Below are 26,212 nucleotides of genomic sequence, written 5' to 3'. Positions count from 1 at the left end.
ATTCGTGAGGCGTTGGCGGGTGCTGGTGTGGGCGGGGGTGAGGTGGATGTGGTGGAGGCGCATGGGACGGGTACGGCGTTGGGTGATCCGATCGAGGCGCAGGCGTTGTTGGCGACGTATGGCCGGGATCGGGTGGGTGGTCGTGCGTTGTTGTTGGGGTCGGTGAAGTCGAATATTGGTCATACGCAGGCTGCGGCGGGTGTGGCTGGTGTGATCAAGATGGTGTTGGCGATGCGGCACGGGGTGGTGCCGGCGACGTTGCATGTGGATGAGCCGACGTCGCATGTGGATTGGTCGTCGGGTGGGGTGGAGTTGGTGCGGGAGCGGGTGGTGTGGCCGGGGGAGGGTCGTCCGCGGCGGGCGGGGGTGTCGTCGTTCGGGATCAGTGGGACGAACGCGCATGTGATCCTGGAGGAGGCCCCGCGAGAGGAGGCCCCGCGTGAGGAGGCGCCACGGGAGGAGGTGCCGGGTGGTGGTGTCGTGCCGTGGGTGTTGTCGGCGAAGTCGGAGTCGGCGTTGCGGGCTCAGGCGGCGCGGTTGCGGGATCATGCGGTGGCGCCGGGTGTGGATGTGGCGGGGACGGCGGTGGCGCTGGCGACGACGCGTACTGCTTTCGAGCACCGGGCGGTCGTGCTGGCCGAGGACGCGGAAGGATACGCGACCGCCCTCGACACCCTGACGGCCAAGGGCACCACGGGCCGCCACCTCGTCCAGGGCGTGGCACGGCCCGGGGCCAAGACCGCCTTCGTCTTCGCGGGGCAAGGCGCGCAGTGGGCGGGCATGGGACGCGAGTGGTACGAGCGACTGCCGGCGTTCGCGGAGGCGTTCGACGCCGTCTGCGCGGCCGCCGACCCGCGGCTCGACATCCCGCTGGCGGACGTGGTGTTCGCCGGCTCCGCCGGGCACCCCTCGGGCCACGCCGGCCTCGTGCACGAGACCCACTACACCCAGATAGCCCTGTTCGCCGTCGAGGTCGCGCTGTTCCGCACCCTGGAAGCGTGGGGCGTGCGCCCGGATGCCGTCCTCGGCCACTCCATCGGCGAGATCGCCGCCGCCCATGTGGCCGGGGTGCTCTCCCTCGACGACGCGGTCACCCTGGCCGTCGCCCGTGGCGCGCTCATGCGGCGGCTGCCGGACGGCGGTGCCATGCTGGCCCTCGACGCCACTCGTGCCCAGGCCGAGGTATGGCTGCGGGCCCTGCCCGAGCAGCACCGGCGCCAAGTGGCGATAGCCGCGGTCAACGGCCCCTCCGCCGTCGTCGTGTCCGGAGCGGCGGACGCCGTGGACCGGATCGCCGAAACCGCCGGGCAGGCCGGCCGGCGCACCCGCAGGCTCCGGGTCAGCCACGCCTTCCACTCGCCGCTGATGGAGCCCATGCTCGACGAGTTCCGCTCCGTGCTCTCCCGGCTCACCTTCTCCCGCCCGGCCATACCGCTGGTGTCCACGGTCACCGGGGAGCCGGCCGCGGAGGACATCACCTCCCCCGACTACTGGGTGCGGCACGCCCGCGAGGCCGTCCGCTTCCAGGACGCGGTGCGCGCGGTGGAGACGCGAGTGGACGCCTTCCTCGAGATCGGGCCGCACGCCGTCCTCACCCGGCCCCTCGAGGACAGCCTCACCGAGGGGCGCTCCACCACCGTGACTGCCGTGGCCCACCGTGAGCGTCCCCAGGTCGCCGGGCTGCTGCGGGCGGTCGGCGCGCTGTGGGCCGGCGGCGCCGCCGTGGACTGGCGCGCGGTCCTGCCCGCCGTACCCGCCGGCCCCGACCTGCCCACCTACCCCTTCGAACGACAGCGCTTCTGGCCCCGCGTCTCCCCGCGCGGCGCCGGCGATGTGGCCGCCTCCGGACTCGCCGGGCTCGACCACCCGCTGCTGGGCGCCGCCATCAGCGTGGCCAACGGCGACTCCGCCGGTGGCACGGTGCTCACCGGACGGCTGTCGCTCACCACCCACCCCTGGCTCGCCGACCACGCCGTCGTGGGCGCCGTGCTCCTGCCGGGCACCGCCTTCGTCGAACTCGCCCTGCGCGCGGGGCAGAACGTCGGCTGCGGCCGGATCCACGACCTCACCCTGGAGACCCCGCTCGTCCTCAGCCCCGAGGACGCCGTACAGATCCAGGTCGGCGTGGGCCCCGCCGACGACGAGGGACACCGCCACGTCGCCGTGCACTCCCGCCCCGAACCCTCCGACGACGGGACCCGCGGCGCCGAGCCGGCATGGACCCGGCACGCCCAGGGCGTGGTCGCCCCGCCCTCCCCGGGCCCGGACGCCGACGACTTCGCCGAGATCATCGGGGAAGAGTGGCCGCCCCGCGGCGCGGCCCCGATCGACACCGGGGACTTCTACCCCGCACTGGCCGAACAGGGCTACGCCTACGGCCCCACCTTCCAGGGGCTGCGCAAGGCCTGGCGGCGCGGCGGCGACTTCTTCGCCGAGGTGGAACTGCCCGAGGGCGCGGCGGACGACGCCGCGGACTTCGGCGTCCACCCCGCCTTGCTGGACGCCGCCCTGCACGGCATCGGGCTCGGCGGGGTGGTCGAGGACACCGAGAACACCGCGCGGCTGCCGTTCGCCTGGTCCGGCGTGCGGCTGTGGGCGAGCGGCGCCCGCTCCGTCCGCGTCCGGCTGTCGAACGCGGGCACCGCCGCCGTACGCGTCCGGATCGCGGACGCCACCGGCGCCCCCGTCGTCGGCATCGACGAACTCGTGCTGCGGCCCGTATCGGACACCCCCGTGGGCCCGGCGCGAGCCGTGGTGGCGGAGTCGCTGTTCACCGAGGCCTGGGAGCCCCGGCGCCCCACGGCGCGGGACACCGCCGCGAGCGAGGCCCCGCCGGTCTGGCGCGCGGACACCTCCCTCGAAGCGCCGGCCGCCGCCGTGGCCGCCGGAGCCGACACCGTGCTCCTGGACTGCACCGAGCCCGCCGGTGCCGAGGCCGGCACCGGCCCCGTCGACCGGGCACGGGACGGCCTCGGCCACGCCCTGGAACGGATACGCGCGTGGCTGGCGCACGACACCCGGAACCCCGCCCGGCTGACCGTGGTGACCAGGGGCGCCGTCGAGGTGCGCCCCTCGGACGGCGCCGACCCGGCCCAGGCCGCGTTGCACGGCCTGGTGCGCTCGGCCCGCTCAGAACACCCCGAGCGGTTCGCGCTGCTCGACCTCGGGCCCGGCCTCGACATCGCCGACGTCCCCTGGCCCGAGGTGTGCGCCGCGCTCGCCGACCAGGAGACCGAGATCGCCGTGCGGGGCGGTGATGTCTTCGTGCCGCGTCTGGTGCGCGCCGCGCCCGAGGCCGCGGCCCCCGCCCCGTACTCCGGGCAGGGCACCGTCCTGGTCACCGGCGGCACCGGCGTCATCGGCGCCGCGGTGGCCCGGCACCTGGTCACCGCCCACGGTGTACGGAGCCTGGTGCTCGCCGGGCGGCGCGGCGCCGATACCCCGGGCGCCGGGGAACTCGCCGCCGAGCTGCGCGAGTCGGGCGCCGACGTACGACTGGTCGCCTGCGACGTGGCACAGCGCGCCGCGCTGGCCGAACTCCTCCACTCCCTCCCCGACCTGCGCGGCGTGATCCACGCGGCGGGCGTCCTGGACGACGGCATGGTCACCGCCCAGACCGCCGAGCGCCTGGAGACCGTGCTCCGCCCCAAGGTGGACGCCGCCTGGCACCTCCACGAGCTCACCCGCGAGCGGGAGCTCGACCTGTTCGTGCTGTTCTCCTCCGCCGCCGGCGTCTTCGGCTCCCCTGGACAGGCCAACTACGCGGCCGCCAACACCTTCCTGGACGCACTGGCCAGGCACCGCCGCGCCCTCGGGCTGCCCGGCCACTCCCTGGCGTGGGGCCTGTGGGCCGACCTCAGCGCCATGACCGGCACCCTGAGCGAGACCGACCTGGACCGGCTCGGCCGAGGCGGGCTGCGGGCCCTGACCACCGACGAGGGCCTGGCGCTGTTCGACGCCTCGCTCCGGCTGCCCGCGCCCGTCGCCGTCCCCGTACGCCTCGACCTGCGCGGCCAGACCAACCCGCCCGCCCTGCTGCGCTCCCTGGTCGCCCCTGCCCCGCGCCGCGCCGCCACCCCCTCGTCGGCCGCCTCGTCGGCCTGGCGCGACCGGCTGCTCGACATGCCGGCGGGGGACCGCTCGGCCGCCCTCGTCGAGCTGGTGCGCGAGCACGTCGCCACCGTGCTGGGCCACGCCACGGCCGAGGCCGTGGCGCCCGACCAGTCCTTCGACGCCCTGGGCTTCGACTCGCTGACCGCTGTCGAACTGCGCAACCGCCTCGTCGAGTCCACCAAGGTGCGGCTGCCCACCACGCTCGTCTTCGACTACCCCACCCCCCGGTCGCTCGCCGCCTTCCTGGACGAGTCCCTGGCGGGCGCCACGGACCGGGGCGCCCCCGCCGAACGGGCCCGGCCCATCGACGGCGAGCCCATCGCCATCGTCGGCATGGCCTGCCGCTACCCCGGAGGTGTCGGCTCCCCCGAAGACCTGTGGGAGCTGGTGGCCGGCGGCCGCGAGGGCATCGGCGGCTTCCCCACCGATCGCGGCTGGGACCTCTCCGCGCTGTACGACCCCGAGCCCGGCCGCACCGGCACCACCTATGTCCGCGAGAGCGGCTTCCTCTACGACGCCGCCGAGTTCGACGCCGGTTTCTTCGGCATCTCGCCGCGCGAGGCCACCACCATGGACCCGCAGCACCGGCTGCTGCTGGAGACCTCCTGGGAGGCCATCGAGCGGGCCGGCATCGACCCGACCCGGCTGCGCGGCAGCAGGACCGGTGTCTACACCGGCCTGATGCACCACGACTACGTGGCACGGCTCCGCGAGGTCCCCGAGGAGATCGCCGGCTATCTCAGCAACGGCACCGCCGGCAGCGTCGCCTCCGGCCGCATCGCCTACACCTTCGGTTTCGAGGGCCCGGCCGTGACGATCGACACCGCCTGCTCCTCCTCCCTGGTCGCCCTGGACATGGCCGTATCCGCACTCCGGCGCGGCGTCTGCGATCTCGCTCTGGCCGGTGGGGTGACGGTGATGTCGACTCCGGGTGTTTTCACGGAGTTCGGTAAGCAGGGTGGGTTGGCTGTGGATGGGCGTTGTAAGGCGTTTGCGGAGGGGGCTGATGGGACTGCGTGGGGTGAGGGGGTGGGGGTGTTGTTGGTGGAGCGGTTGTCGGATGCTCGGCGGTTGGGGCATCGGGTGTTGGCTGTGGTGCGGGGGAGTGCGGTGAATCAGGATGGTGCGTCGAATGGGATGACGGCGCCTCATGGTCCGTCTCAGGTGCGGGTGATTCGTGAGGCGTTGGCGGGTGCGGGTCTGTCGGCGGCTGATGTGGACGTGGTGGAGGCGCATGGCACGGGCACCACCCTGGGCGATCCGATCGAGGCCCAGGCTCTGCTCGCCACCTACGGGCAGGAGAGGCATGAGGGGCGGCCGTTGCTTCTCGGTGCCCTCAAGTCGAACATCGGTCATACGCAGGCGGCGGCGGGTGTGGCTGGTGTGATCAAGGTGGTGGAGGCGATGCGGCGGGGTGTGGTGCCCAGGACGTTGCATGTGGATGAGCCGACGCCGCATGTGGATTGGTCGTCGGGTGCGGTGGAGTTGGTGACGGAGGCTCGTCCGTGGCCGGGGACGGGTCGTCCGCGGCGGGCGGGTGTGTCGTCGTTCGGCATCAGTGGGACGAACGCCCATGTGGTGCTGGAGGAGGCCCCGCGTGAGGAGGCCCCACGGGAGGAGGTGCCGTCAGGTGTTGGTGGCTTGAGTGGTGTTGTGCCGTGGGTGTTGTCGGCGAAGTCGGAGTCGGCGTTGCGGGCTCAGGCGGCGCGGTTGCGGGATCATGCGGTGGCGCCGGGTGTGGATGTGGCGGGGACGGCGGTGGCGCTGGCGACGACGCGTACTGCTTTCGAGCACCGGGCGGTCGTGCTGGCCGAGGACGCGGAAGGATACGCGACCGCCCTCGACACCCTGGCGGGCGGGGACATCCCCGGTGACACCGCGACATGTGGCGTGGCCCGCGGCGGGCTCAAGGCGGCGTTCGTCTTCCCGGAGCAGGCCGACGGCTGGGTCGAGGCGGCCGTCGCGCTCCTCGACTCCTCGCCGGTGTTCGCCTCCTCCATGGCCGAGTGCGCCGCGGCCCTGGCCCCGCACACCGACTTCCGCCTGCTCGACGTCCTGCGCGACGAGCCCGAAAGGCTCCGGCGCCCGGACGTCGGCCATCCCGCGCTGTGGGCGGTCATGGTGTCGCTCACCGCGGTGTGGTCGGCCGCCGGCATCACCCCGGCCGCCGTGGTCGGCCTCGGCGGCGGTGAGATCGCCGCCGCGTGTGTCGCGGGCATCCTGCCCCTGGCCGACGGCGCGCTGCTCGCCGCGGCGCACGGACGGCTCCTGACCGGGACCGCAACCGAGGCCCAGGCCCAGGCCGACGGGTTACCGGCGCGTGCGGCCCGGATCGCCGCGGGCGACGGGCGCGTACCGATGTACTCGGCCGTGACCGGAGCGCGGCTCGCGCCCGGAGATCTGGACGCCGAGCACTGGTACCGCGGGCTGCGCGAGCCGGCGCGGCCGGGTGCCGCGGTGAAGGCGCTGCTGGACGTCGGCGTACGGGCCTTTGTCGAGCTGGGCACGGGCGGCTCCGCCTGGACGGGCGCCGCCGTCGAGGAGGTGGCGGGCGCCGAGCGCGACGTGCTCGTCGCCACCAGCCTGCGCCACGGCCACGCGGCGCGGCCCGCCCTGCTGCGTACGGCCGCGGCCCTGTGGGTGCGCGGCGGCACTGTCGACTGGGCGGCCCTGCTGGACCTGCCGGCGCGTCCCGTCGACCTCCCCACGTACGCCTTCCAGCGGCAGCGCTACTGGCTCGAGGTCCCCGCGCCCTCCGGCGACGCGGGCACCGTGGGGCTCACGGCGGCGGACCACCCGCTGCTGGCCGGCGCGGTCGAGCTCGCCGAGAGCGGCAGGGCCCTGTTCACCGGCAGGCTCTCGCGGACCACCCACCCCTGGCTCGCGGACCACGCGGTCGTGGACACCGTGGTGCTCCCCGCCAGTGTGCTGCTCGACTGGGCGCTGTACGCGGGACGCCGGCTGGGCTGCCCCCAGGTGCCGGAGCTCGCCCTGGAGGCGCCGCTGGCGCTGGACCCGCACACGGCCGTGCACGTCCAGGTCCAGGCCGGCCCGGTGGACGAGGCGGGCCGGCGCACCCTGACCGTGCACTCCAGGCCCGAGTCCCCATCCGGCGAGGAGGCGGGGGAGTGGACGTGTCACGCCCGCGCCGTCGTGGCGCCGGTCCCGGCGAGCCCCGTCGAGACGGCCGGCTTCAGCGCCCTCGCCGGCGCCTGGCCACCGCCCGGCGCCGAGGTGCTGCGACCGGCCGCGCTCTATGCCGCGTTGGAGGAGCGGGGCCATGTCTACGGGCCCGCGTTCCGTGGCCTGCGCGCCGCCTGGCGCCACGGCACGGACATCCTCGCCGAGGTGGCGCTGCCCGAGGAGGCATCCGCCGCGGGGCACGGCTTCGGCGGAGTGCACCCGGCGCTGCTCGACGCCGCGCTGCACGCCCGGGCCGGTGCGCAGCCGGAGGGCGAGGCGGAACAGGCGGGCGCGGCGGGCGCTGACGGCGCGGAGGGCGCGGACGGCGCGCGGGTGTGGCTGCCGGCCGCCTGGAGCGGTGTTCGGGTGTTCGACGCCTCCGCCACCACGAACCTGCGGGTACGACTATCCGACGCCGGCCAGGACGGCCCCCGCCAGGACGACACCAGCCGGGACGACACCAGCCGGGACGACATCAGCCGGGACGCCGCCGACCAGAACGACATCGCGGCCGGACAGGACGGCGCGGGGGAGCGGGTCGTACGCCTCCACCTGGCCGACGCCACCGGACGGCCGGTGGCCGAGGTGCGCGGGCTGACCCTGCGCCCGGCGCCCGCCGCCGCCTTCCGGCGCGCCCACACCGCCTCGGCGCCGCCCGCATACCGGCCCACCCCCACCGGTCGGCCCGTGCCCACCGGCCGGCCCGCGCCCTCGGCGCAGGACGCCGTCGCGCGGGTACTGAGCACCGAGCCGGAGAAGCGGACCGGGGTGCTGCGGGACATCATCCGCACCGAGCTCGCCGCGGTCCTGCGGCACGAGGACACCGAAGCCCTCGACGTGGACACCGAGTTCCTCGACCTGGGCGTGGACTCGATGGCCGGCATCGAGATGCGCTCCCGGCTCGGCTCCCTGCTGCGCCTGGAGTTCCCGGCGGCCGCGCTCTTCGAGCACCCGACCACATCGCTGCTGGCCGAGCACCTGGCCGGTCTCGTGGGCACGGCACCGGGCCCGGACCCGGCGGCCCCTGCCGACCAGGCGGGCGCGGACGCCCCCACCCCGGCCACGCCCTTCGACGGTCTGGAGGTCCTCTACCGCCAGTCGCACGCCCTCGGCAAGGCGGGCTCGGCCGGGATGGATCTCATCCAGGCCGCCGGCCGGCTGCGGGCCTCCTTCCCGGCCGGGAGCGCGGCGGACCATGCGCAGGAGCCGGTCCGTCTCGCCCGCGGCGAAGGCGACCGGGCCGTCCTCGTGTGCGTCCCGGCCATCACCGCGACCGCCGGACCGCTGCAGTACGTCGGGCTGGCCCAGCGGATGCAGCGCGAACGGGAGGTGATCGTGCTGGTCAACCCGGGCTTCAACGAGGGCGAGCCGGTGCCCGAGACGTTCGGTGCGTTTCTCGACGTCCAGATGGCGGCGCTGCGCTCGGCCGTGGGCTCCCGGCCCTATGTGCTCCTCGGCCACTCCGCGGGCGGGCTGATCGGCCACGCGCTGGCCATGCGGGCGGAGCAGACGGGCCCCGCCCCGGCCGCCACCGTCGTCCTCGACACCTTCCAGACCGGTGCCCAGATCTCCGCCGACCTCAACCGGGCCATGGTGGACGGCCTGTTCGCCCGCGAACACCTCTTCGGCAGCGGCGCGCTGAGCGGCGTACGGCTCAGCGCGATGGGGCACTACCACACACTGATCGGCGAGTGCGCACTCGCGCCGACCGAGACGCCGACGCTCTTCCTGCGGGCCGAGGACCCCCTGCCGTACCAGGCCGACGGCTTCGACGACGACGGCTGGCGGGCGTCCTGGTCCTTCCCGCACACGCTGATCACCACCCCGGGCGACCACTTCACGATCATGGAGGACAACATCGCCGCGACCGCCGGCGCGATCCGCGAATGGCTCGCGGACCGGGGCATCTGAGCCATTTCACCGTATGACAACCACCACGCTGTTCCCTCATGTCCGTGCTTCAGAGGAGACAACTCAGTGATCATTCTTGGTTACAACGGCTTTTCCCGTGTCGCCGAACTCTTCGGCAAGCTCTACGGCTACACGCAGGACAGTGTCGACCGGCACAGCTTCCTCGGCCATGACGCGGCCGCCGCGCTGTTCATCGACGGCGAGCTGGTCGCCGCCGTCGAGGAGGAGCGCATGAACCGGCAGAAGAAGACCACCGCCTTCCCGGCCAACGCCATGCGCTGGTGTCTGGACCAGGCGGGCCTCGACTACGGGGACGTCGACTACTACGCCTTCGGCTGGCAGTTCAGCGCGGAGTTCGCCGACTCCGCCATTGTCAGGCTCGCCAACGCTCCCATACCTCCCGAGTACAAGTTCCAGGCCATCGCCGGCTTCGGCGAGCTCTACACCGGCGCCTTCAGCAAGACCGCGATTCTGGAGGACTTCGCCCGCCACACCGGGCACACGCTGCCCGAGGAGAAGCTCATCACCGTCCCGCACCATCGGGCGCACCTCGCCTGTGGCCGCACCTTCGCCGGCTTCGGCGACGCCGCCTTCATCATCAGCGACGGCCAGGCCGAGCAGGACAGCGCCATCATGGGCGAGATCCGGGACGGCCGGGTGAAGGTGTTCGAGCAGTTCACCATCGACTCCGCGAACTCCATCGCCCAGCTCTTCGCGGAGATCACCCGCTACCTCGGCTTCACCCCGAACAACGACGAGTACAAGGTCATGGGCCTGGGCGGGTTCGGCGAGCCGCCCGAGAAGAACCCCTTCCTGAGCGAGGTCGTCAGCTTCGACGGCCCCGGGCGGTACTCGCTGGCCCTGGCCAACGACCCGCGCGGCCCCCGCGCCTACCTCGGCCTCTTCGACGAGATCTTCGGCGGCAACGACGGCAACCGCGACGACTTCGACTTCAAGGTCCGCGTGGCCGCCGCTGCCCAGCAGATGCTCGAAGAGGTCACCGCCCACCAGCTGCGTGCCCTGGCCGAGGCCACCGACCTGCGCGACCTCATCTACGAGGGCGGTGTGGCGCTCAACTGCGTCAACAACACCAAGCTGCTGGAGGACCTGTCCTTCGAGCGTGTGGAGGTCAGCTTCGGCGCCAGCGACCCCGGAGTGTCCATCGGCGCCGCGGCCCATGTCGCCCGGGAGAAGAACATCCCGATCGCACCCGCGACATCGCCCTACCTCGGCCCGGAGTACGGCGCCGAGGAGATCCGCGGCACCCTGGACGGCTACGCCGACTCCCTCACCTGGGAAGAGCTGCCGGACGGCGCGATCGTGACGAAGACCGCCGAACTGCTCAGCGGCAAGACCGTCATCGGCTGGTTCCAGGGCCGCACCGAGTACGGCCCGCGCGCCCTCGGCAACCGCAGCATCCTGGCCAACCCGTCGCACGCGGACATGAAGGACGTCATCAACACCCGCGTCAAGCACCGCGAGCCGTTCCGCCCGTTCGCCCCCATCGTCCTCGAGGAGGACGCGCACCGTGTCTTCGTCATGGGCAAGAAGGAGCGCTCGCCGTACATGACCTTCGTGTTCCCCGTACGGCCCGAGTACACCGAGACCATCGCGGCCGCCACCCATGTCGACGCCACCTCGCGCATCCAGACCGTGACCGACGAGAGCAACCCCCCGCTGGCCCGGCTGCTGCGCGAGTTCACCGCCCTCACCGATGTGCCGTGTCTGGTCAACACCTCCTTCAACGTGGCGGGCGAGCCGATCGTCTGCTCTCCGAAGGACGCGGTCGAGTGCTTCCTCGGCACCGACATCGACTACCTGGTCCTGGGCGACTTCCTGGTCACCAAGCGATGAGCGGGCCCACCGGAATCGCCTGGCGCGCCCGTACGGCGCTCGTCCTGGAAGTGGCCGGCGCGGTGGCCACCGTCGGTCCCCTCGTCGCCGTCGTCGAGGTGTGCAGGGAACTGCTCGCCGACGACCCCGACGGCGCACGCCTCGGGCGGCTGGTGCTCGTCGTCGCCGCCGCGGCGGTCGCCGGGTTCGTCTGCCAGCTGGTGGGGCGCGTCCTGAGCAAGCAAGCGGGCGTACGCACGCAGCAGGCCCTGCTCCTCGCGGTCACCGGCAGGCTGCGCGGCGCCCGCGCGGCCCGGCCGCTGCACGCCGCCTGGAAGGAGCACGGCACCACCCTGGGCCGTGACATCGCCTCGGTCGGGGTGATGGTGGGCAGGGCCGGGTCGGAGCTCATCGCCGCCGCCCTGGTGTTCGCCCTGTCGATCGGCTATCTGTTCTGGGTCGACTGGCTGATGGCGCTCATCACCCTGGCGCCCATCCTGCTGGGCTTCGCCGCCTTCGGCGTCATATCCGTCCGCTTCTTCCGCGAGATGGCGACCGACTACGCGGCGAGCATCGGCGGCATCGACGCCGTCCGGCCCACCATCGAACTCCAGCGGCGCGTCAACCCGGCCGGCAGCCGGGCCCACACCGCCACCGCCACCCGGCGCTCCGCCCGACGACTGGCCGATGTCACCGACGAGTTCAGCGAGTTCTTCCGCGTCCGCATCGGCTCGCTGCTCGGCGGCCGTGCCCTCGCCGAGATCGCCTTCTCTCCGCTGACCGTGCTCGTGTTCGTGCTGTGCGGGGGAGCGCTGCTGATCCGCTCGGACCGGCTCGCTCCCGCCGACCTCGTCCCGTTCCTGCTGCTGGGCGCGGGACTGGCCGCCCCGCTGCTGGCCATCACCTACTTCCTCGAAGAAGTGGGGGAGGGCAAGAAGGCAGCCGCGCGCCTGGTCCAGTTCACCACCGGAAGCGCCCCGTCCCGGCCCGCGGCCGCCACCGGTGCCACCGATGTCCCAGCGGACGCAGGCACGGACACAGGCACAGGCACGGATACGGATACGAGTACGGATGCGGATGCGGGCCCCGTGCTGGTGCTGCCCGAGCGCGGTGTGCTGACCGTCGTCGCCACCACCGAACAGGGCGCCGACGCGGTCATCGACCGGATCACGGCCGACACGCCCGCCGAGCGGTTCGCCGCCGTCGAGGCCGACCCGGCCGTCGTCATCGGCCCCATCGGCGCGTACATCACCGCGGACCGCGCGGACGGCGGCGCCGAGGAGGCCGAGCGCGCCGCGCGCCTCGCCGGCTGCCACGCGTCGATCGCCGTGCTGCCGCGCGGCTACGACGCCGTCGTGGGCACCGAGGCCCCGCGCTCGTACCCGGAGACCCAACGGCTCGCGCTCGCCCGGCTGCTCGCCGCCGACCGCGAGGTCGTCCTGCTCGACCAGCGGGCCTTCCCCGGCGACCCGGACACCCTCCGGGCAGCGGTCGCCGAGCTGCGGGAGCGGGCCGCGGTGGTCGTCGTCGCCACCGGACCGCCCGCGGTCGCCGAGGGGCGGCTCGTGGTCACCGACGCCGGACAGGTGGTCGCCTCCGGCACCCACGAGGAGCTGGCCGGCCCCGACAGCCCGTACGCCGGGCTGCTCGGCCCGGCCGGACACTCACGGCGGGACGCCGGGGCCGCGGCCTGGTCCACGGCGTCCGCGGGCGTCCCAGCGTCCCAGGAGGTGTCTCGATGAGGCCCGTACTCGCACACTTTCTGCAGGTCTCCGGGAGACGGGCACTGACCTCGCTGTGCCTGTTCCTGCTCCTCGGCGCCATCACCCAGGGCATCGCCTTCGCGCTCGTGGTGCCCATCACCGAGGACCTGCTCACCCCCGACGCGGCGGTGCCCTGGACATGGATCGCCGCCTTCGCCGCCGTCGGCCTGGTGCACGCGGTGCTCCACTACCGCAGCGTGCCCATGGGCAACGACCTGGGCGCCGACCTGGTGACCGTGTTGCACCGGGCGGTCGCCGAGCGCGCGGAGAAGCTGCCCAACCGCGCACTCGGGGCGGGCTACTCCGATCGGCTGGCGGCGCTCGACGGCACCGCCGTGGTCGTCCTGATGGGGCTGCCCGCGCATGTGCTGCGCCCGGCGGTGGCGGCCGTCGCCACCCCGCTGACCGTGATCCTCATCAGCGCCTTCCTCGACTTGCGGGTGGCCCTGACGCTGGCCGCGGGACTGGTCCTGCTGGCGCTGTGCGCCCTCCTCGTGGCCCGGCTGCTCGCCCGGCGCGAGGAGCCCGACGGAGCGGAGTGGCTCCGTCGGACCTACGAGCGGCCGGGCGCACAGCCCTCCGGCGGCCTGCTGCCGGCGGCCACCGGCGAGGTGCTGCTGTGGCGGGTGGTCGAGCTCGCCGCCTGCGCCGCCGTCGGCGTGTGCGCCGCACTGGCCTCCGGCGACGGGCTCTCCGCGACCAAGGGTGTCGCGCTGGTCGTGCTGTCGGTGCTCACGTACCGGCCCATGATGGAGGCCGTCCTGCTGACGAGCACCATCATGAACGCCCGCGGAGTGATGGCCACCATCGGCAAGCTGCTCGGCACCCAGGAGCCCGATGGGCCGCGGGACGACCGGCCCGGCGCCGACTGGCCGGGACGCGGTGACATCGTCTTCGACGGCGTGAGCCTGCACGTCGAGGGGACCGCGGTGCTCGACGAGGTCTCGTTCACGATCGCGGAGGGCACCACCACGGCGCTCGTCGGCAGCCCCGACGGCACCCGGCTGCTGCTCGGCGATCTGCTGACCGGCGATGTCGCGCCCACCTCGGGGGAGGTACGCGTCGGCGGCGTGGACGTCGGCACACTCGCCCCCTCCGTGGTCGAGCGGCACGTCGCCAGGGTCTCCCCGGCGGCTCCGGGGCTCACTCACGAGGAGGCGGCCCGGCTGCTCGACTCCTTCCCCGAGCGGCTGGCGGAGCGGCCCGGCGTACGGGACGGCCTGGACCGGCTGCGCGCCGCGGTGGCGGAGCACGTCGAGCAGAAGCAGGCCGAGGAGAGCGGGCCGGCGGGGGAGGGCACCGCCGCCGTGCCACTGTCCGAGCAGGACCGCTGGCGGCTCGCCCTGTTGCGCGCGCTGAGGAGCGACCCGTCCCTGGTGGTCGTGGACGCGACCGCCGGCGTGGACCCGTGCGGCGCCGACCCGCGGCTCGCCGAGCTGTTCACCACGCTCACCCGGGACCGCACCTGCTGGCTGATGACGGGCATCGGCGCGGAACTCCCCCGGTGCGATCGTGTGCTCGAGGCCACGGGCACCGGTGTCACCGCGAGGACGGCCGTGCCGAACTGACGGAGAAGACCGGGCGCCCGTGGGTCCCCCACGCGAAGACGGTGCCGGACCACGGCCTTCACGGCTGCGGTCCGGCACCGTCTCGGGGCGGATGTCGAGGGGGCTACGCGCCGGCTCCCCAGAGGCCGTGGTGCTGCCGGTACCAGTCGACCGTGGCCGCCAGCCCGTCCTCGAACGGCACCGTGGGCTTGTAGCCCAGGGCGGCGGAAATCTTGGAGATGTCCATCGCGTACCGCCGGTCGTGTCCCTTGCGGTCGGCCACCTGTTCCACCATCGAACGGTCCACGCCGAGCAGTTCCAGCAGCCGTTCGGTCAGCTCACGGTTCGTGAGCTCCGTGCCGCCGCCGACGTTGTAGATCCCACCGGGCTCTCCGCCCTCCGCCACCAGTGCGACACCCCGGCAGTGGTCGTCGACATGCAGCCATTCCCGGACGTTCGCGCCGTCGCCGTAAAGCGGCACCTTCCGCCCGGCGAGAAGGTTGGAGACGAACAGCGGGATGATTTTCTCCGGATACTGATACGGGCCGTACGTATTGGAGCCCCGGGTGAGGCACACCGGCAGCCCGTGGGTGCGGTGAAAGGCCAGCACCATGAGATCGGCCGACGCTTTGGAAGCAGCATAGGGAGAGTTCGGGGCGAGCGGTTCTTCCTCCGTCCAGGGCGTACCGCCGACGTCCAGCGACCCGTACACCTCGTCGGTCGACACATGGACGAATCTGCCCACTCCCGCCTCCAGCGCGGCGGTCAGCAGGGTCTGCGTACCGAGCACATTCGTCCGCACGAATTCCTCGGCGCCGGAAATGGAACGATCGACATGCGACTCTGCGGCGAAGTGCACGACGAGATCGACGCCGCGCATCACCTCCCGCATCAGCGGTCCGTCGCAGATGTCGCCCTCCACGAAACGCAGCGCGGGGCTTCCGGAAACCGGCTCGAGATTTTCTCTCCGGCCCGCGTAGGTGAGCTTGTCGACGACTGTCACCTCGGCTCCCGCGAGAGCCGGGTACTCGTTCCGTACCGTCTGTCGGACAAAATTCGAGCCGATGAAGCCGGCACCCCCGGTGACAAGTATGCGCACTGGCCGCCTTTCAGTTTTGGTGGGCAATCTCCATCAGATACCGACCGTAATCCATCTGGCTCATCTGACTGCCGAGCTCATAACACGCCCCGGCGTCGATGAAGCCCATACGGAAGGAAATCTCCTCCAGACACGCGATCCGCACCCCCTGGCGCTGCTCCAGCGTCTGGACGAACTGCGAGGCCTGGAGGAGCGCGTCGGGGGTCCCGGTGTCCAGCCAGGCGAACCCGCGCCCCAGGTTGACCATCCTGGCCCTGCCCTGCTCCAGGTAGACGCGGTTCACATCGGTGATCTCCAGCTCGCCGCGCCGGGAGGGCCGGATGTTCTTGGCCACGTCCACCACGTTGTTGTCGTAGACGTACAGGCCCGTGATCGCCAGATCGGACCTGGGCCGCGCCGGCTTCTCCTCCAGGGAGACCAGCCGCCCGTCGCCGTCCACCTCGCCAATGCCGTAGCGCTCGGGGTCCGCGACCGCGTAGCCGAACAGCACACAGCCGTCGACATCCCGCGACTCCGCCTGCAGCAGTCTGCCGAACCCGGGGCCGTGGAAGACATTGTCGCCCAGTACCAGCGTCACCGGATCATTGCCGATGAATTCCGCGCCGATGACCAGCGCCTCGGCAATCCCGTTCGGCTCCGGCTGCTCCGCGTACTCGATATTCAGCCCCAGCCGGCTGCCGTCCCCCAAGAGGCCACGGAAGGCATTCACATGCTGTGGCGAGGAAATGATCAGGATGTTCCGTATTCTGCCCAGCATCAGCACCGAGAGCGGATAGTAGATCAACGGCTTGTTGTAAACCGGAAGCATCTGCTTCGAGACGGCACGCGTCAACGGATATAACCGGGTGCCACTTCCTCCGGCCAGGACTATGCCCTTCATACGACCAAGACTCCGTAAAGGCTGGGGTGGACTGTGGACACCTCCGAATGATTGCCCGAGGAAATGGGTATGGTCACAGACGGCTGTGCACTGGCGACCGCGGCGAGAAGGTCGACGCGTGCGGGGACAAGTCGGGTCAATCTGTCTCGGAAGCTGCTGAGGATTTCTCAAAACGACACGATCTTATGTTGTCCGAGTGCGAGCGTAAGGTTCCTGATCGCCGCTGTCAATGTGACCACGGACTCGTTTACGTCCAATGTCCGCTAAACCAACTCTTCTTCTTGTCGGCCGGTTATCCGGCCGAGCGCCTTCGGTGGACACCTCGTAGTACACCGCCGGACCGAACCGACCGAACCGGACCGAAACGGCACCGGCCGAACCGGCCACCCTGGTGGCCACAGGGGGGCGCGCGGATGGTTGCGCGGGGCGCGTGTGTGACTCCCGTGTGCTCGCGGTGATAGGACAGGCAAGATGGGGGCAGGAGGTGTTCGGCGTCGTCTCCGTCGAAGGGAGTCGGCGGTGGTCGGACATCCACATCCGAGGAGGCAGTCTTTGATCGGCGGAGAGGGCACCCAGGCGTTGGACGAGGGCTCCCGGAGATCGATTCAGGAGTCGCTCGCCGGGCCGCTCGGCGCTCTCGGAACCGGGGCCTACGTGGTCGACGACCACGGCCGCATCCTGGCCGTCAACGTGTTCGCCGAGCAGATGCTGGTGCGGCCCGCGAGTGAACTCCTGGGCCAGGACGCGCACGATCTCCTGCACCGCAACGTCCACGGGGAGCCGCTGTCCAGGACCCAGTGCCGGATGCGGCAGGCTTTCCTCGCCCGGCGCACGGCCCAGTCGGACCACGACTGGTTCGCCCGGGGGGACGGCTCCCTGCTGCCCATCTCCTGGCTGATCACCCCCTACGGCTTCGGCGACGACGGAGTGGGCACCCTGGTGCTCTTCCACAGCCCTGATCACGATCGGACCGAGGGCACCGGTGTACGGGCGGAGCAGGCAGCCGGACCGCTGTCGGAGCTCGAGCGGCTGGCGCTGCTGGCCGAGACGACCACCCAGCTGACCTCGACCCTCAACGTCGAGGAGGCGCTGCGCCGGCTCGTAGGGCTGGTGGTGCCCCGGCTGGCGGACTGGGTGGTCATCGACCTGATCACCGAGCGTGACGAGGTGCGGCGCACCGCCGTGGTGCACGCCGAGGACGGTGTCCTGGTGTCCTACGAGGACCTCGAGGGCCCGATGCCCCCGGTGCCCGAGGAGTCCCCGATGCCGCTGTCGAGGGCGCTGCGCGGAGCGGCCTCCACTCTGGCGGGTCCTGGCACCTACCAGCGCTCCCCGGACTCCGGAATCGCGGTCGAGCAGCGCCGGCTGTTCGACGCCACCGGGATCCACTCCGCCGCCATCGTCCCCATCCGCAGCACCTGGAAAGTGCTGGGAGCGCTCACCCTGGGCCGCTCCGAGAGGCCGGAGAAGTTCACCACCGCCGACCTGGCGCTGCTGGAGGACATCGCCCGCCGTGCCGCGCTCGCCCTGGGCAACGCCCGTCTCTACCAGCGCCAGCGCAAGGTCGCCGAGACCATGCAAGCCCACCTGCTGCCCCAGCTGCCGCGCGTGCCACGCCTGCAGATGACCGCCAGGTACCTCTCCGCGCCCGACGCCTCCCAGGTGGGCGGCGACTGGTACGACGTCTTCCCGCTGGAGAACGACGTGACGGCCCTGGCGATCGGGGACGTCGTCGGACACGACCTGGACGCCGCCGCCGGTATGGCACAGATCCGCAACATGCTCCGCGCCTACGCCTGGGCCCAGGAGGAACCGCCCAGCAAGGTCGTCGAGCGGCTCGACCATGCGGTGCTGCACATCACCGAAGTCCCCATGGCCACCATGGTCTTCGCCCGCCTCGCCACCGACGAGGACGGGCGGTGGGCACTGTCCTGGACCAACGCAGGCCACCCCCCGCCGCTGCTGGTCACCCGCGACGGCCTGACCCGCTACCTCGACGACGGCCACGGCGTGCTCCTCGGCACCGGGACATCCCAGCGCCGCTCGGACGCGGAGGATGTCCTGCCGCCCGCATCCACCCTTGTGCTGTACACGGACGGCCTGATCGAGGCCCCCGGCCGTTCCCTGGACGAGGGCCTTGCCCGGCTGCGCCGGCACGCCGCGTCCCTGGCCCACCGGCCGCTGGAATCCTTCACCGACGAACTGCTCGCCCGCACCCGCCCGAGCGACAACGACGACGACGTGGCCCTGCTCGCCCTGCGTATCCCCAGGTGAGTTCCGCCCCCGCGGCCCGGGCGTAGGCGACTGTCACCGCCGGCCGCGGGTGCGGGCGCGGAGTGCCCTGTGGTAGTCCTCGACCGCCTCTCCGACCGATTGCATCTGTTCTCGCATGTCATCGGGGGTGCGGTCGCGGACGAGGGTCCGCAGCGCATAGTCGGGGGAGAAGGCCCCCGCGAAGCCCTGGGGGGCGTTGGAGCGGATCAGCGGCTCGTTGGTGAACACCGACGAGGGGTCCTCGGAGTACTGGTACGTCCAGTGGCACGGCCACAGCCGTACCGCGGTCTGTCCGACGTATCTGACGGCGCCCTCGAAGAACTCGTCCCCGGCCGCCGCCTCCAGCGAGGCGGGGCCGTCGAAACGGTCCAGGACGAGCCGTTCCAGTGCCGCGAGGGAGGCCGGTGAGTAGTCGAAGGGGAAGCCGTCGGGCAGCTGCGCCGTGCGCCACCGGTCCAGCGCGGTGTCCATGGTGGCCAGCCACTCGTCGAGACACCGGCGGGACTCCTCGCTCGCATGCAGGCGGTCGTCCTCCAGGTACCACGCGGACGTCTCGGGTTGCGCCGTGGGCATCCCGTCGCGCACCCGGTTGCCGAGTTCCACCGGCAGTGGCAGGCCGAACTCCCGCAGGCCCTTGGCCTGCTCGGGCGTCAGCAGCAGCCACCACGCGTCGTAGGAGTCCTCGTCCAGCTGGTAGAAGGCGCGGGGATCGTCGTTGCCGGGCACCAGGTCGCCGATGGCGTCGAAGGCGGCGTTCCAGTCCATGTGGCGGGTGCTGTCGGAGAGGTGTTCCGTCCGGTGCCAGATCGACCGGCCATTGCGACGGAAGTGCAGGTACTCCTCTCCGTCCTCGTCCCTCACCAGGTCGACGTCATCGACGACGACCGAGCCGCCCGAGCACGCCGCCGCGTCGAGCAGCAGCTCCTCGTACCCCTCCTCGAGCGAGCCCGACACCTTTTCAGGCGTCTGGAAGCCGAGGCCGCATTCGCCGACGAGGAAGGTCAGTTCCTCTGTGTCGGCGAATTCCTCGTCGAGGTCCATGCCGATCCCGGCGGCCTCCGCCAGGCCGGCCGCGGCCTGCTCCCGGGTCGCTATGTCCAGCCGGACCAAGGTCTCCGCGAAGCCATGGAGAGTGTGTACCGCGTCGCTCATGACAGCACCCTCGCACGGGCCGGGTGTGCTCGTACCGTCGCCTCCGGGATTCACGGAAGTTTCCCTTCCGTACGACACCTTGGCACCGCCCGGAACTCTGTCTATGGTCAGTGCAATGCTACACGGCACTGGAGAGGCCCATGGCACATCAGTACATCCAGGACCCGCCCCCGGGCGATGAGACCGGGCGCGGCGGCGCGGTGGCGCCGGTGGCGCGGAGCGTGATGCCCGTGGGTGGTTCGCGGGTACGGCTGACCGGCGGGCTGCTGGCCGGCTGGCAGCGGCGCAACCGTGAGGCCACCGTGCCGCACACCCTCGAACAACTGGAGAAGGCGGGCAACCTGGACAACCTCCGCCGTCTGCTGCCCGAGCAGCTCGGCGGGAAGGGACCGGCCACGCCCTACCAGGGGCGCTATCCGTTCCTCGACACCGACCTCTACAAGACCTTGGAGGGCCTGGCCTACGAGCTGGCGCGGCCGGACGACGGCGGGGGGCAGGTGATGCGGGAGTTCTATGAGGAGACGGTGGGGCTGCTGGAGCGGGTCCAGGCCCCCGACGGCTACCTCAACTCCTTCTTCCAGGACCCCGCGTGCGCCAAGGCCCCCTGGGAAGACCTCGCCTGGGGCCATGAAATGTACAACCTCGGCCACCTCGTCCAGGCTGCGGTCGCCGCTCACCGGCAGCTCGGGGACCGACGCCTGCTGGATGTGGCCGTCCGCTTCGCCGACCTGGTGGTCCAGCGCTACGGACCTGACGGCGAGGACGCGGTCTGCGGCCACCCCGAAGTCGAAATGGCACTAGTAGAATTGTACCGGGAGACCGGTGACGAGAAGTATCTGACCCAGGCCCGGCTGTTCGTGGACCGCCGCGGCCGGGGCACCGTGGCATCACGCGGCCTCGGCTCCGCGTACTTCCAGGACCATCTGCCGCTGCGCGAGCTCCCGTCGGTGACCGGTCACGCGGTGCGGATGGCGTATCTGGCGGGCGGCGCCACCGATGTGTCCCTGGAGACCGGCGACCGCGCCCTGCTGGACGCGCTGCGCCGGCTGTGGGACGACATGGTGGCCACCAAGCTGTATGTGACGGGCGGGCTCGGCAGCCGGCACTCCGACGAGGCCGTGGGAGACCGGTACGAACTGCCCTCCGAGCGCTCCTACAGCGAGACCTGCGCGGCCATCGGCACCATGCAGTGGGCCTGGCGGATGTTCCTCGCCACCGGTGACGCCCGCTATCCCGACGTCCTGGAACGCGTCCTCTACAACGCCTTCGCGGTGGGCCTGTCGGCGGACGGCCGCGCCTTCTTCTACGACAACCCGCTGCAGCGCCGCCCCGACCACGACCAGCGCAGCGGGGCCGAGGAAGGCGGTGAACCGCTGCGCCGGGCCTGGTTCGGCTGCCCCTGCTGCCCTCCGAACGTGGTGCGCTGGATGGCCCAGCTCGCCGACTACCTGGTCGCCGAACGCGACGGGGAGCTGCTGGTCGCGGGGTACACGCAGGCCGCGGTGGAGGGGACACGGGTCGCGCTGGACATGGCGACCGGCTATCCGTGGGACGGCGAGGTACGGCTCACCGTGCGCCGGGCGCCCGACCGCCCGTACCGCATCAGGCTTCGGGTGCCCGGCTGGGCCGACGCGCGGCAGGTCGGGCTGAGCGTGCGCGGGGAGGCGGTGGCCGCGGCCGCGGCGGACGGCTGGCTCACCGTCGAGCGGCTCTGGCACCGGGGCGACGAACTGCGGCTGAGCCTGCCCATGCCGGTCCGCGGCCATGTCTCCCATCCCCATCTGGACGCGACACGCGGCGCGGTCGCGGTGGCCAGGGGGCCGCTGGTCTACTGCCTGGAGCAGCGGGACTGCCCGGCCGGCGTCGACGATGTGGTGATCGGCGCGGAGCGGGTCGCGGCCGCCCGGACCGTCGACGCCCAGGAGGCCGACGGCCTGCCGGCGGGGGCGGTGCTGATCCGGATGACGGCGGACGTCGCGCCGCCCCGGTCGCCCGAGCTGTATCCCCCGCTCACGGCCGGACCGCGGGAGCCCGCCCCCGCCACCGGCACCGCCGAACTGACCCTCGTGCCGTACTTCGCGTGGGGCAACCGGGAGCCCGGCCCCATGCGGGTGTGGATCCGGGGCCTCTGACCGGTCCCGCGCCCGTACCCCTCGCCCCGCACACCACCTCTCTTCCCCCACACCCCTTCCGAACCCCCCCTGCCGCAACCCCCTCGCCCGTACGCCCCCTTGTCCGTACGCCCCTCGATTCCGGAGAAGGTGCCCATGAGAAGAGCCGTGCTGTCCTGCGCCGCCCTGTCCGCCACCATCCCCCTGACCCTCACCGCATGCAGCGGAGGCGGGACCGCCTCCGCCCAGGCCTCGCCCGGCGCGGAACCCGCCACCGGTGGCATCGTGCAGGTCCTGGAGAAGCCCGATTTCTCGCACCTCGACCCGGCACGCGGTTTCGACGGCGGGGTCAACAATTTCTACCGACTGATCTACCGCACCCTCACCACCCGGGCCGCGGCCGGCCCGCACAGCTCCGGAACCAAGATCGTCGCGGATCTGGCCACCGACACCGGCAGGCCCTCCGACAACAACAAGACCTGGGCCTTCACCCTCAAGAAGGGGCTGTTCTTCGAGAACGGCTCCCCGATCACCAGCCGCGACGTCAAGTTCGGCGTGGAGCGGGCGTGGGACCCCGACGCGGGCATCGGCTCGCCCTACGCCAAGCAGGTCATCGCCGCGCCCGCCGACTACCAGGGCCCCTACCGGTCGGGCGACCTGGACACCATCGAGACCCCCGACGACCGCACCGTCGTCTTCCACCTCAAGAGGTCCTACCCGCAGTTCGCCAGCGTGGCCGCACAGCCGAACTTCACCCCCTTCCCCAAGGGCACCGGCGCCAAGGCCGCCTTCGACCGCGAGCCGATCGCCTCCGGGCCGTACCGGGTGGCGAGCTACCGGCGGGGTTCCGCCCTGAAGCTGGTCCGCAACAAGCACTGGAAGCGCTCCTCCGACCCGGTGCGCACCGCCCGCCCGGACGGTTTCGTCTGGACCTTCGGCCTGGACGCGGCCACCATCGACGAGCGCCTGATATCCGGCCAGGGCAAGGACATCAACGCCATCGGCCCCAAGGTGCAGCCCGCCACCATCTCCCGGCTCCGCACACCGCAGCTCAAGCAGCGCACCCTCACCGGCGTCACCGGCTGCACCACCTACATGAGCCTGAACACCACCAAGGGCCCGCTCCGGGACGTCCGGGTGCGCCAGGCGATCGAGTACGCCGTCAACAAGCAGACCACCGTGGACGCGCTCGGCGGCTCCGCCCTGGCGACCGCGGCCACCTCCATCGAGCCCCCGTCGATTCCCGGCCGGGACGCCACGGACGTGTACCCCAGCAAGGACGGCACCGGCGATCCGGCCGCCGCCCGCCGGCTGCTGGCGCGGGCGGGCTTCGCCAAGGGCTTCACCCTCACCGTGGACACCCGCGCAGCCGCCACCGAGCAGGCGGTGGCGGTGGCCATCCAGCAGGGGCTGAAGCGGGTGGGCATCACCGTGAAGATCAACACCATTGACACCTCGACCTTCTACGAGGTCATCGGCACGCCCTCGCAGCAGCACGACGCGGCGCTCACCGGCTGGTGCCCGGACTGGCCGGGCGGCACCACCTTCCTGCCGCCGCTGTTCGACGGGCGCACCATCTCCGCCAAGGGCAACTCGGTGCTCTCCATGCTCGACGACAAGAAGATCCAGAAGCGCATCGACGAGATCGCGGCGATGCGCGACGAGACGGCGCAGAACGCGGCGTACGGCAAGCTCGACGCCCAGATCATGAAGCTCGCCCCCATCGTGCCGCTCAACTACACCAAGAACGTCGTGGTGGTCGGCTCCAACATCGCGGGCGCCCACCCCTCGATCTCGTACAGCGGCGGGATCGATCTCGTCGGCATCGGCCTCGCGGACCCGAAGAAGTAGCCCGGCATGGCGACCACCACCCTTCACGAGGCGCAGCAGGAGCTGCCCCCCGGACCGCCCGGCGCCGCGCCGCCCGGGGGCACCGGACGACGCGTGCTGCGCGCGCTGCTGCACGACATCGGGGCCGTGCTCAGCACCGCGTTCCTCGCCCTGATCGTCCTGATGGCCCTCTGCGCGCCGCTGATCAGCGCCCTCACCGGACACGGCCCCGACACCTTCGACAGCGCCGCCGTCGACAACGACCTGGGCGGACTGCCCAAGGGATCCCTCGGCGGCATCAGCGGCGACCACTGGCTCGGCGTCGAGCCGCAGAACGGCCGCGACATCCTGGCCCGGATCGCCTACGGAGCCCGGATCTCGCTGCTGATCGCCGTCTCCGCCACCGCCCTGACCACCGTCATCGGCGTGGTGCTCGGCCTCCTGGCCGGGTTCTACGGCCGATGGGTGGACCAGGCCATCTCCCGGCTGATGGACTTCCTGATGGCCTTCCCGGCCCTGATCTTCATGATCGCCGTGCTGTCCGCGCTGCCGGCCGGCAACCGGCCGCTCCTGCTGGTGATCGTGCTCAGCGCCTTCGGCTGGCCGTACCTGGCGCGTGTGGTGCGCGGCCAGACGCTCACCCTGACCGGACGGGAGTTCGTCGAGGCGGCCCGGGCCTCCGGGGCCGGCAGCCGGGCGCTGATCTTCTCCGAGATCCTGCCCAACCTGCGCAGCACCATCATCGTCATGACCACGCTCGCGGTGCCCGGATACATCGGCACCGAGGCCGGACTCTCCTTCCTCGGCGTCGGGGTCACGCCGCCGACCGCGTCCTGGGGACAGATGATCGCCAGTTCGGTCAGCTGGTACCAGGTGGACCCGATGTACTTCGTCATCCCCGGCACCTTCCTCTTCGGCACCGTGCTCGCCCTGACCGTGGTGGGGGACAGGCTCCGGCACGCCCTGGACGCGGGGGAGGCCTCCTGATGCTCCGCTACGTCGCCGGCCGGCTCGCCTGGGTGCTGGTCATCCTGCTGGCCGTCTGCGTGTTCACCTACGTCATCTTCTTCCAGCTCTCGCCCGACCCGGCGGTGATGATCTGCGGCAAGACCTGTACGCAGGAGCGCATCGAGACGATCCGCACCTCCCTCGGGCTCGACCGCCCCTTCTTCCAGCAGCTCGGGGACTTCCTGCGCGGCATCGTGGCCGGCCGCGACTACGGGGCCGGCGCCAACCTCGTCCACTGCCCCGCCCCCTGCCTCGGCTACAGCTTCCAGAGCGGCCAGTCGGTGTGGGAGATGGTCCAGCAGCGGCTCCCGGTGAGCGTCACCGTCGCCGTCGGCGCGGCCGTGCTCTGGCTGCTCTTCGGGATCCTGTTCGGGCTGCTCAGCGGCGTCAAGGAGGGCACCTGGTGGGACCGCGCCACCATGGCCCTGGCGCTCGGCGGCTCCAGCATCCCCCCGTACGTGCTCGCCCTGGCCCTTCAGTACCTGCTGGTGGTCAAGTTGCGGGTACTGCCGTTTCCCGCGGCGGTACCGTTCGCGGAGGACCCGGCGGTGTGGTTCCAGTCGTACCTGATGCCATGGACCGTGCTCGCCGTCGGATACGCCTGCCTCTACGCCCGCTTGACCCGGGCCAATGTCATCGACACGCTCGCCGAGAACTTCATGCGCACGGCCCGCGCCAAGGGGCTCGGACCGGTCCTGATACTCCGCCGGCACGCGCTGAGGCCGGCGCTCACCCCGATCGTCACCATCTTCGGCATGGACTTCGCCGGCCTCCTCGGCGGCGCCCTCATCACCGAAACGGTCTTCGGCCTCAACGGTGTGGGCAAGATGGCCTCGGACGCGATCGCCAAGAACGACCAGCCGGTGATCATGGCGGTCACCCTGCTGGCGGCGTTCTTCGTCGTGGTCGGCAACGTCGTGGTCGACCTGCTCTACACCGCGCTGGACCCCCGCGTAAGGATCACCGCGTCATGACCGATTCCCCACCCCACCGGGCCGGTTCCGATGACTCCGCGCAGCTGCTGGCGGTGGAGGGCCTGACCGTCACCTTCCCGACCACCCGCGGACCGGTGGACGTCGTCCGGGACAACACCTTCGCCCTGCGGCAGGGCGAGACCCTCGGAATCGTCGGCGAGTCCGGCTCCGGCAAGTCCATGACCGCGCTCGCCGTCATGGGACTGCTCCCGCGCACCGCGCGGACCAGCGGCAGCATCCGGTTCCAGGGCACCGAACTGCTCGGCCGCCCCGACGCGGAGCTGCGCCGGCTGCGCGGAAACGTGATGTCCATGGTCTTCCAGGACCCCTTGTCCTCGCTCAACCCCTACTACACCGTGGGCCTGCAGATCGCCGAGGTCTACCGGTGCCACCGCGGCGGCTCACGCCGCGCCGCGCGCCGGATGGCCATCGAGGCCCTCGGCCGGGTCGGCATCCCGGCCCCGGCCGAACGGGTCGACCGCTACCCCCACCAGTTCTCCGGCGGGCAGCGTCAGCGCATCATGGACGGCGCTG

At 71.9% G+C, this 26,212-nt stretch carries 13 protein-coding genes; 10 read left to right on the top strand and 3 right to left on the bottom strand.

From position 1 onward, the window contains the following. The 4 genes from BBH68_RS32250 to BBH68_RS32235 form a co-directional block, all read left to right on the top strand. On the top strand, positions 1 to 9,207 hold a 9,207-nt coding region (locus BBH68_RS32250), incomplete at its 5' end, for a type I polyketide synthase (RefSeq protein ID WP_141713104.1). Between the two features lie 66 nt (positions 9,208 to 9,273). After that, positions 9,274 to 11,061, top strand: a complete 1,788-nt coding sequence (locus tag BBH68_RS32245; RefSeq protein WP_065967313.1) for a carbamoyltransferase family protein — start codon at positions 9,274 to 9,276, stop codon at positions 11,059 to 11,061. After that, the gene (locus BBH68_RS32240; RefSeq protein ID WP_065967312.1) at positions 11,058 to 12,782 is read left to right on the top strand and encodes an ABC transporter ATP-binding protein; all 1,725 of its coding nucleotides are present in this window, start codon (positions 11,058 to 11,060) and stop codon (positions 12,780 to 12,782) included. The genes BBH68_RS32245 and BBH68_RS32240 overlap by 4 nt, the downstream gene beginning before the upstream one ends. Then, a complete protein-coding gene (locus tag BBH68_RS32235) occupies positions 12,779 to 14,371 on the top strand; it encodes an ABC transporter ATP-binding protein (RefSeq protein WP_065967311.1) in 1,593 nt (530 codons plus the stop codon). Before BBH68_RS32240 ends, BBH68_RS32235 begins: the two co-directional genes overlap by 4 nt. Positions 14,372 to 14,474: 103 nt before the next feature. On the opposite strand, the gene rfbB is transcribed toward BBH68_RS32235, so the two are convergent. Beyond that, on the bottom strand, positions 14,475 to 15,449 hold the full coding sequence (rfbB, locus tag BBH68_RS32230) for a dTDP-glucose 4,6-dehydratase (protein WP_065967310.1): 975 nt from the start codon (positions 15,447 to 15,449) through the stop codon (positions 14,475 to 14,477). 10 nt (positions 15,450 to 15,459) lie between these two features. Further along, complete coding sequence (gene rfbA / locus BBH68_RS32225; protein ID WP_065967309.1) at positions 15,460 to 16,329, bottom strand: glucose-1-phosphate thymidylyltransferase RfbA; 870 nt, start codon at positions 16,327 to 16,329, stop codon at positions 15,460 to 15,462. A gap of 579 nt (positions 16,330 to 16,908) precedes the next feature. Between rfbA and BBH68_RS32220 the strand changes: the two genes are divergently transcribed. Further along, a complete protein-coding gene (locus tag BBH68_RS32220) occupies positions 16,909 to 18,603 on the top strand; it encodes a SpoIIE family protein phosphatase (RefSeq protein WP_245738414.1) in 1,695 nt (564 codons plus the stop codon). A 33-nt stretch (positions 18,604 to 18,636) separates the two neighbouring features. On the opposite strand, the gene BBH68_RS32215 is transcribed toward BBH68_RS32220, so the two are convergent. Next, complete coding sequence (locus tag BBH68_RS32215) at positions 18,637 to 19,755, bottom strand: hypothetical protein (RefSeq protein ID WP_065967308.1); 1,119 nt, start codon at positions 19,753 to 19,755, stop codon at positions 18,637 to 18,639. Positions 19,756 to 19,895: 140 nt separating this feature from the next. Between BBH68_RS32215 and BBH68_RS32210 the strand changes: the two genes are divergently transcribed. From BBH68_RS32210 to BBH68_RS32190, 5 genes are all read left to right on the top strand, one after another. Further along, positions 19,896 to 21,887: a glycoside hydrolase family 127 protein gene (locus tag BBH68_RS32210; RefSeq protein ID WP_065967307.1), complete on the top strand. Its 1,992-nt coding sequence runs from the start codon at positions 19,896 to 19,898 to the stop codon at positions 21,885 to 21,887. A gap of 135 nt (positions 21,888 to 22,022) precedes the next feature. Further along, on the top strand, positions 22,023 to 23,717 hold the full coding sequence (locus tag BBH68_RS32205) for an ABC transporter substrate-binding protein (protein WP_065967306.1): 1,695 nt from the start codon (positions 22,023 to 22,025) through the stop codon (positions 23,715 to 23,717). A 6-nt stretch (positions 23,718 to 23,723) separates the two neighbouring features. Continuing rightward, positions 23,724 to 24,683 carry an ABC transporter permease gene (locus BBH68_RS32200; RefSeq protein ID WP_065967305.1) on the top strand — a complete coding sequence of 320 codons (960 nt, stop codon included), beginning with the start codon at positions 23,724 to 23,726 and terminating at the stop codon, positions 24,681 to 24,683. Continuing rightward, entirely contained in the window at positions 24,683 to 25,678 is a 996-nt protein-coding gene (locus tag BBH68_RS32195) for an ABC transporter permease (protein ID WP_065967304.1), read from the top strand. The genes BBH68_RS32200 and BBH68_RS32195 overlap by 1 nt, the downstream gene beginning before the upstream one ends. Next, a partial coding sequence (locus BBH68_RS32190) for an ATP-binding cassette domain-containing protein (RefSeq protein ID WP_141713103.1) occupies positions 25,675 to 26,212 on the top strand: 538 nt, incomplete at its 3' end. The genes BBH68_RS32195 and BBH68_RS32190, both read left to right, overlap by 4 nt.

This window comes from Streptomyces sparsogenes, from assembly GCF_001704635.1.
GTDB lineage: Bacteria > Actinomycetota > Actinomycetes > Streptomycetales > Streptomycetaceae > Streptomyces > Streptomyces sparsogenes.
This window is presented reverse-complemented; position numbering and strand designations above follow the sequence as displayed.

Coding starts and splice junctions, on each gene's coding strand:
- BBH68_RS32240 (WP_065967312.1), top strand. CDS start 11,058: ATGAGCGGGCCCACCGGAATCGCCTGGCGCGCCCGTACGGCGCTCGTC.
- BBH68_RS32200 (WP_065967305.1), top strand. CDS start 23,724: ATGGCGACCACCACCCTTCACGAGGCGCAGCAGGAGCTGCCCCCCGGA.
- BBH68_RS32210 (WP_065967307.1), top strand. CDS start 19,896: ATGGCACATCAGTACATCCAGGACCCGCCCCCGGGCGATGAGACCGGG.
- BBH68_RS32235 (WP_065967311.1), top strand. CDS start 12,779: ATGAGGCCCGTACTCGCACACTTTCTGCAGGTCTCCGGGAGACGGGCA.
- BBH68_RS32215 (WP_065967308.1), bottom strand. CDS start 19,755: ATGAGCGACGCGGTACACACTCTCCATGGCTTCGCGGAGACCTTGGTC.
- rfbA (WP_065967309.1), bottom strand. CDS start 16,329: ATGAAGGGCATAGTCCTGGCCGGAGGAAGTGGCACCCGGTTATATCCG.
- BBH68_RS32205 (WP_065967306.1), top strand. CDS start 22,023: ATGAGAAGAGCCGTGCTGTCCTGCGCCGCCCTGTCCGCCACCATCCCC.
- BBH68_RS32195 (WP_065967304.1), top strand. CDS start 24,683: ATGCTCCGCTACGTCGCCGGCCGGCTCGCCTGGGTGCTGGTCATCCTG.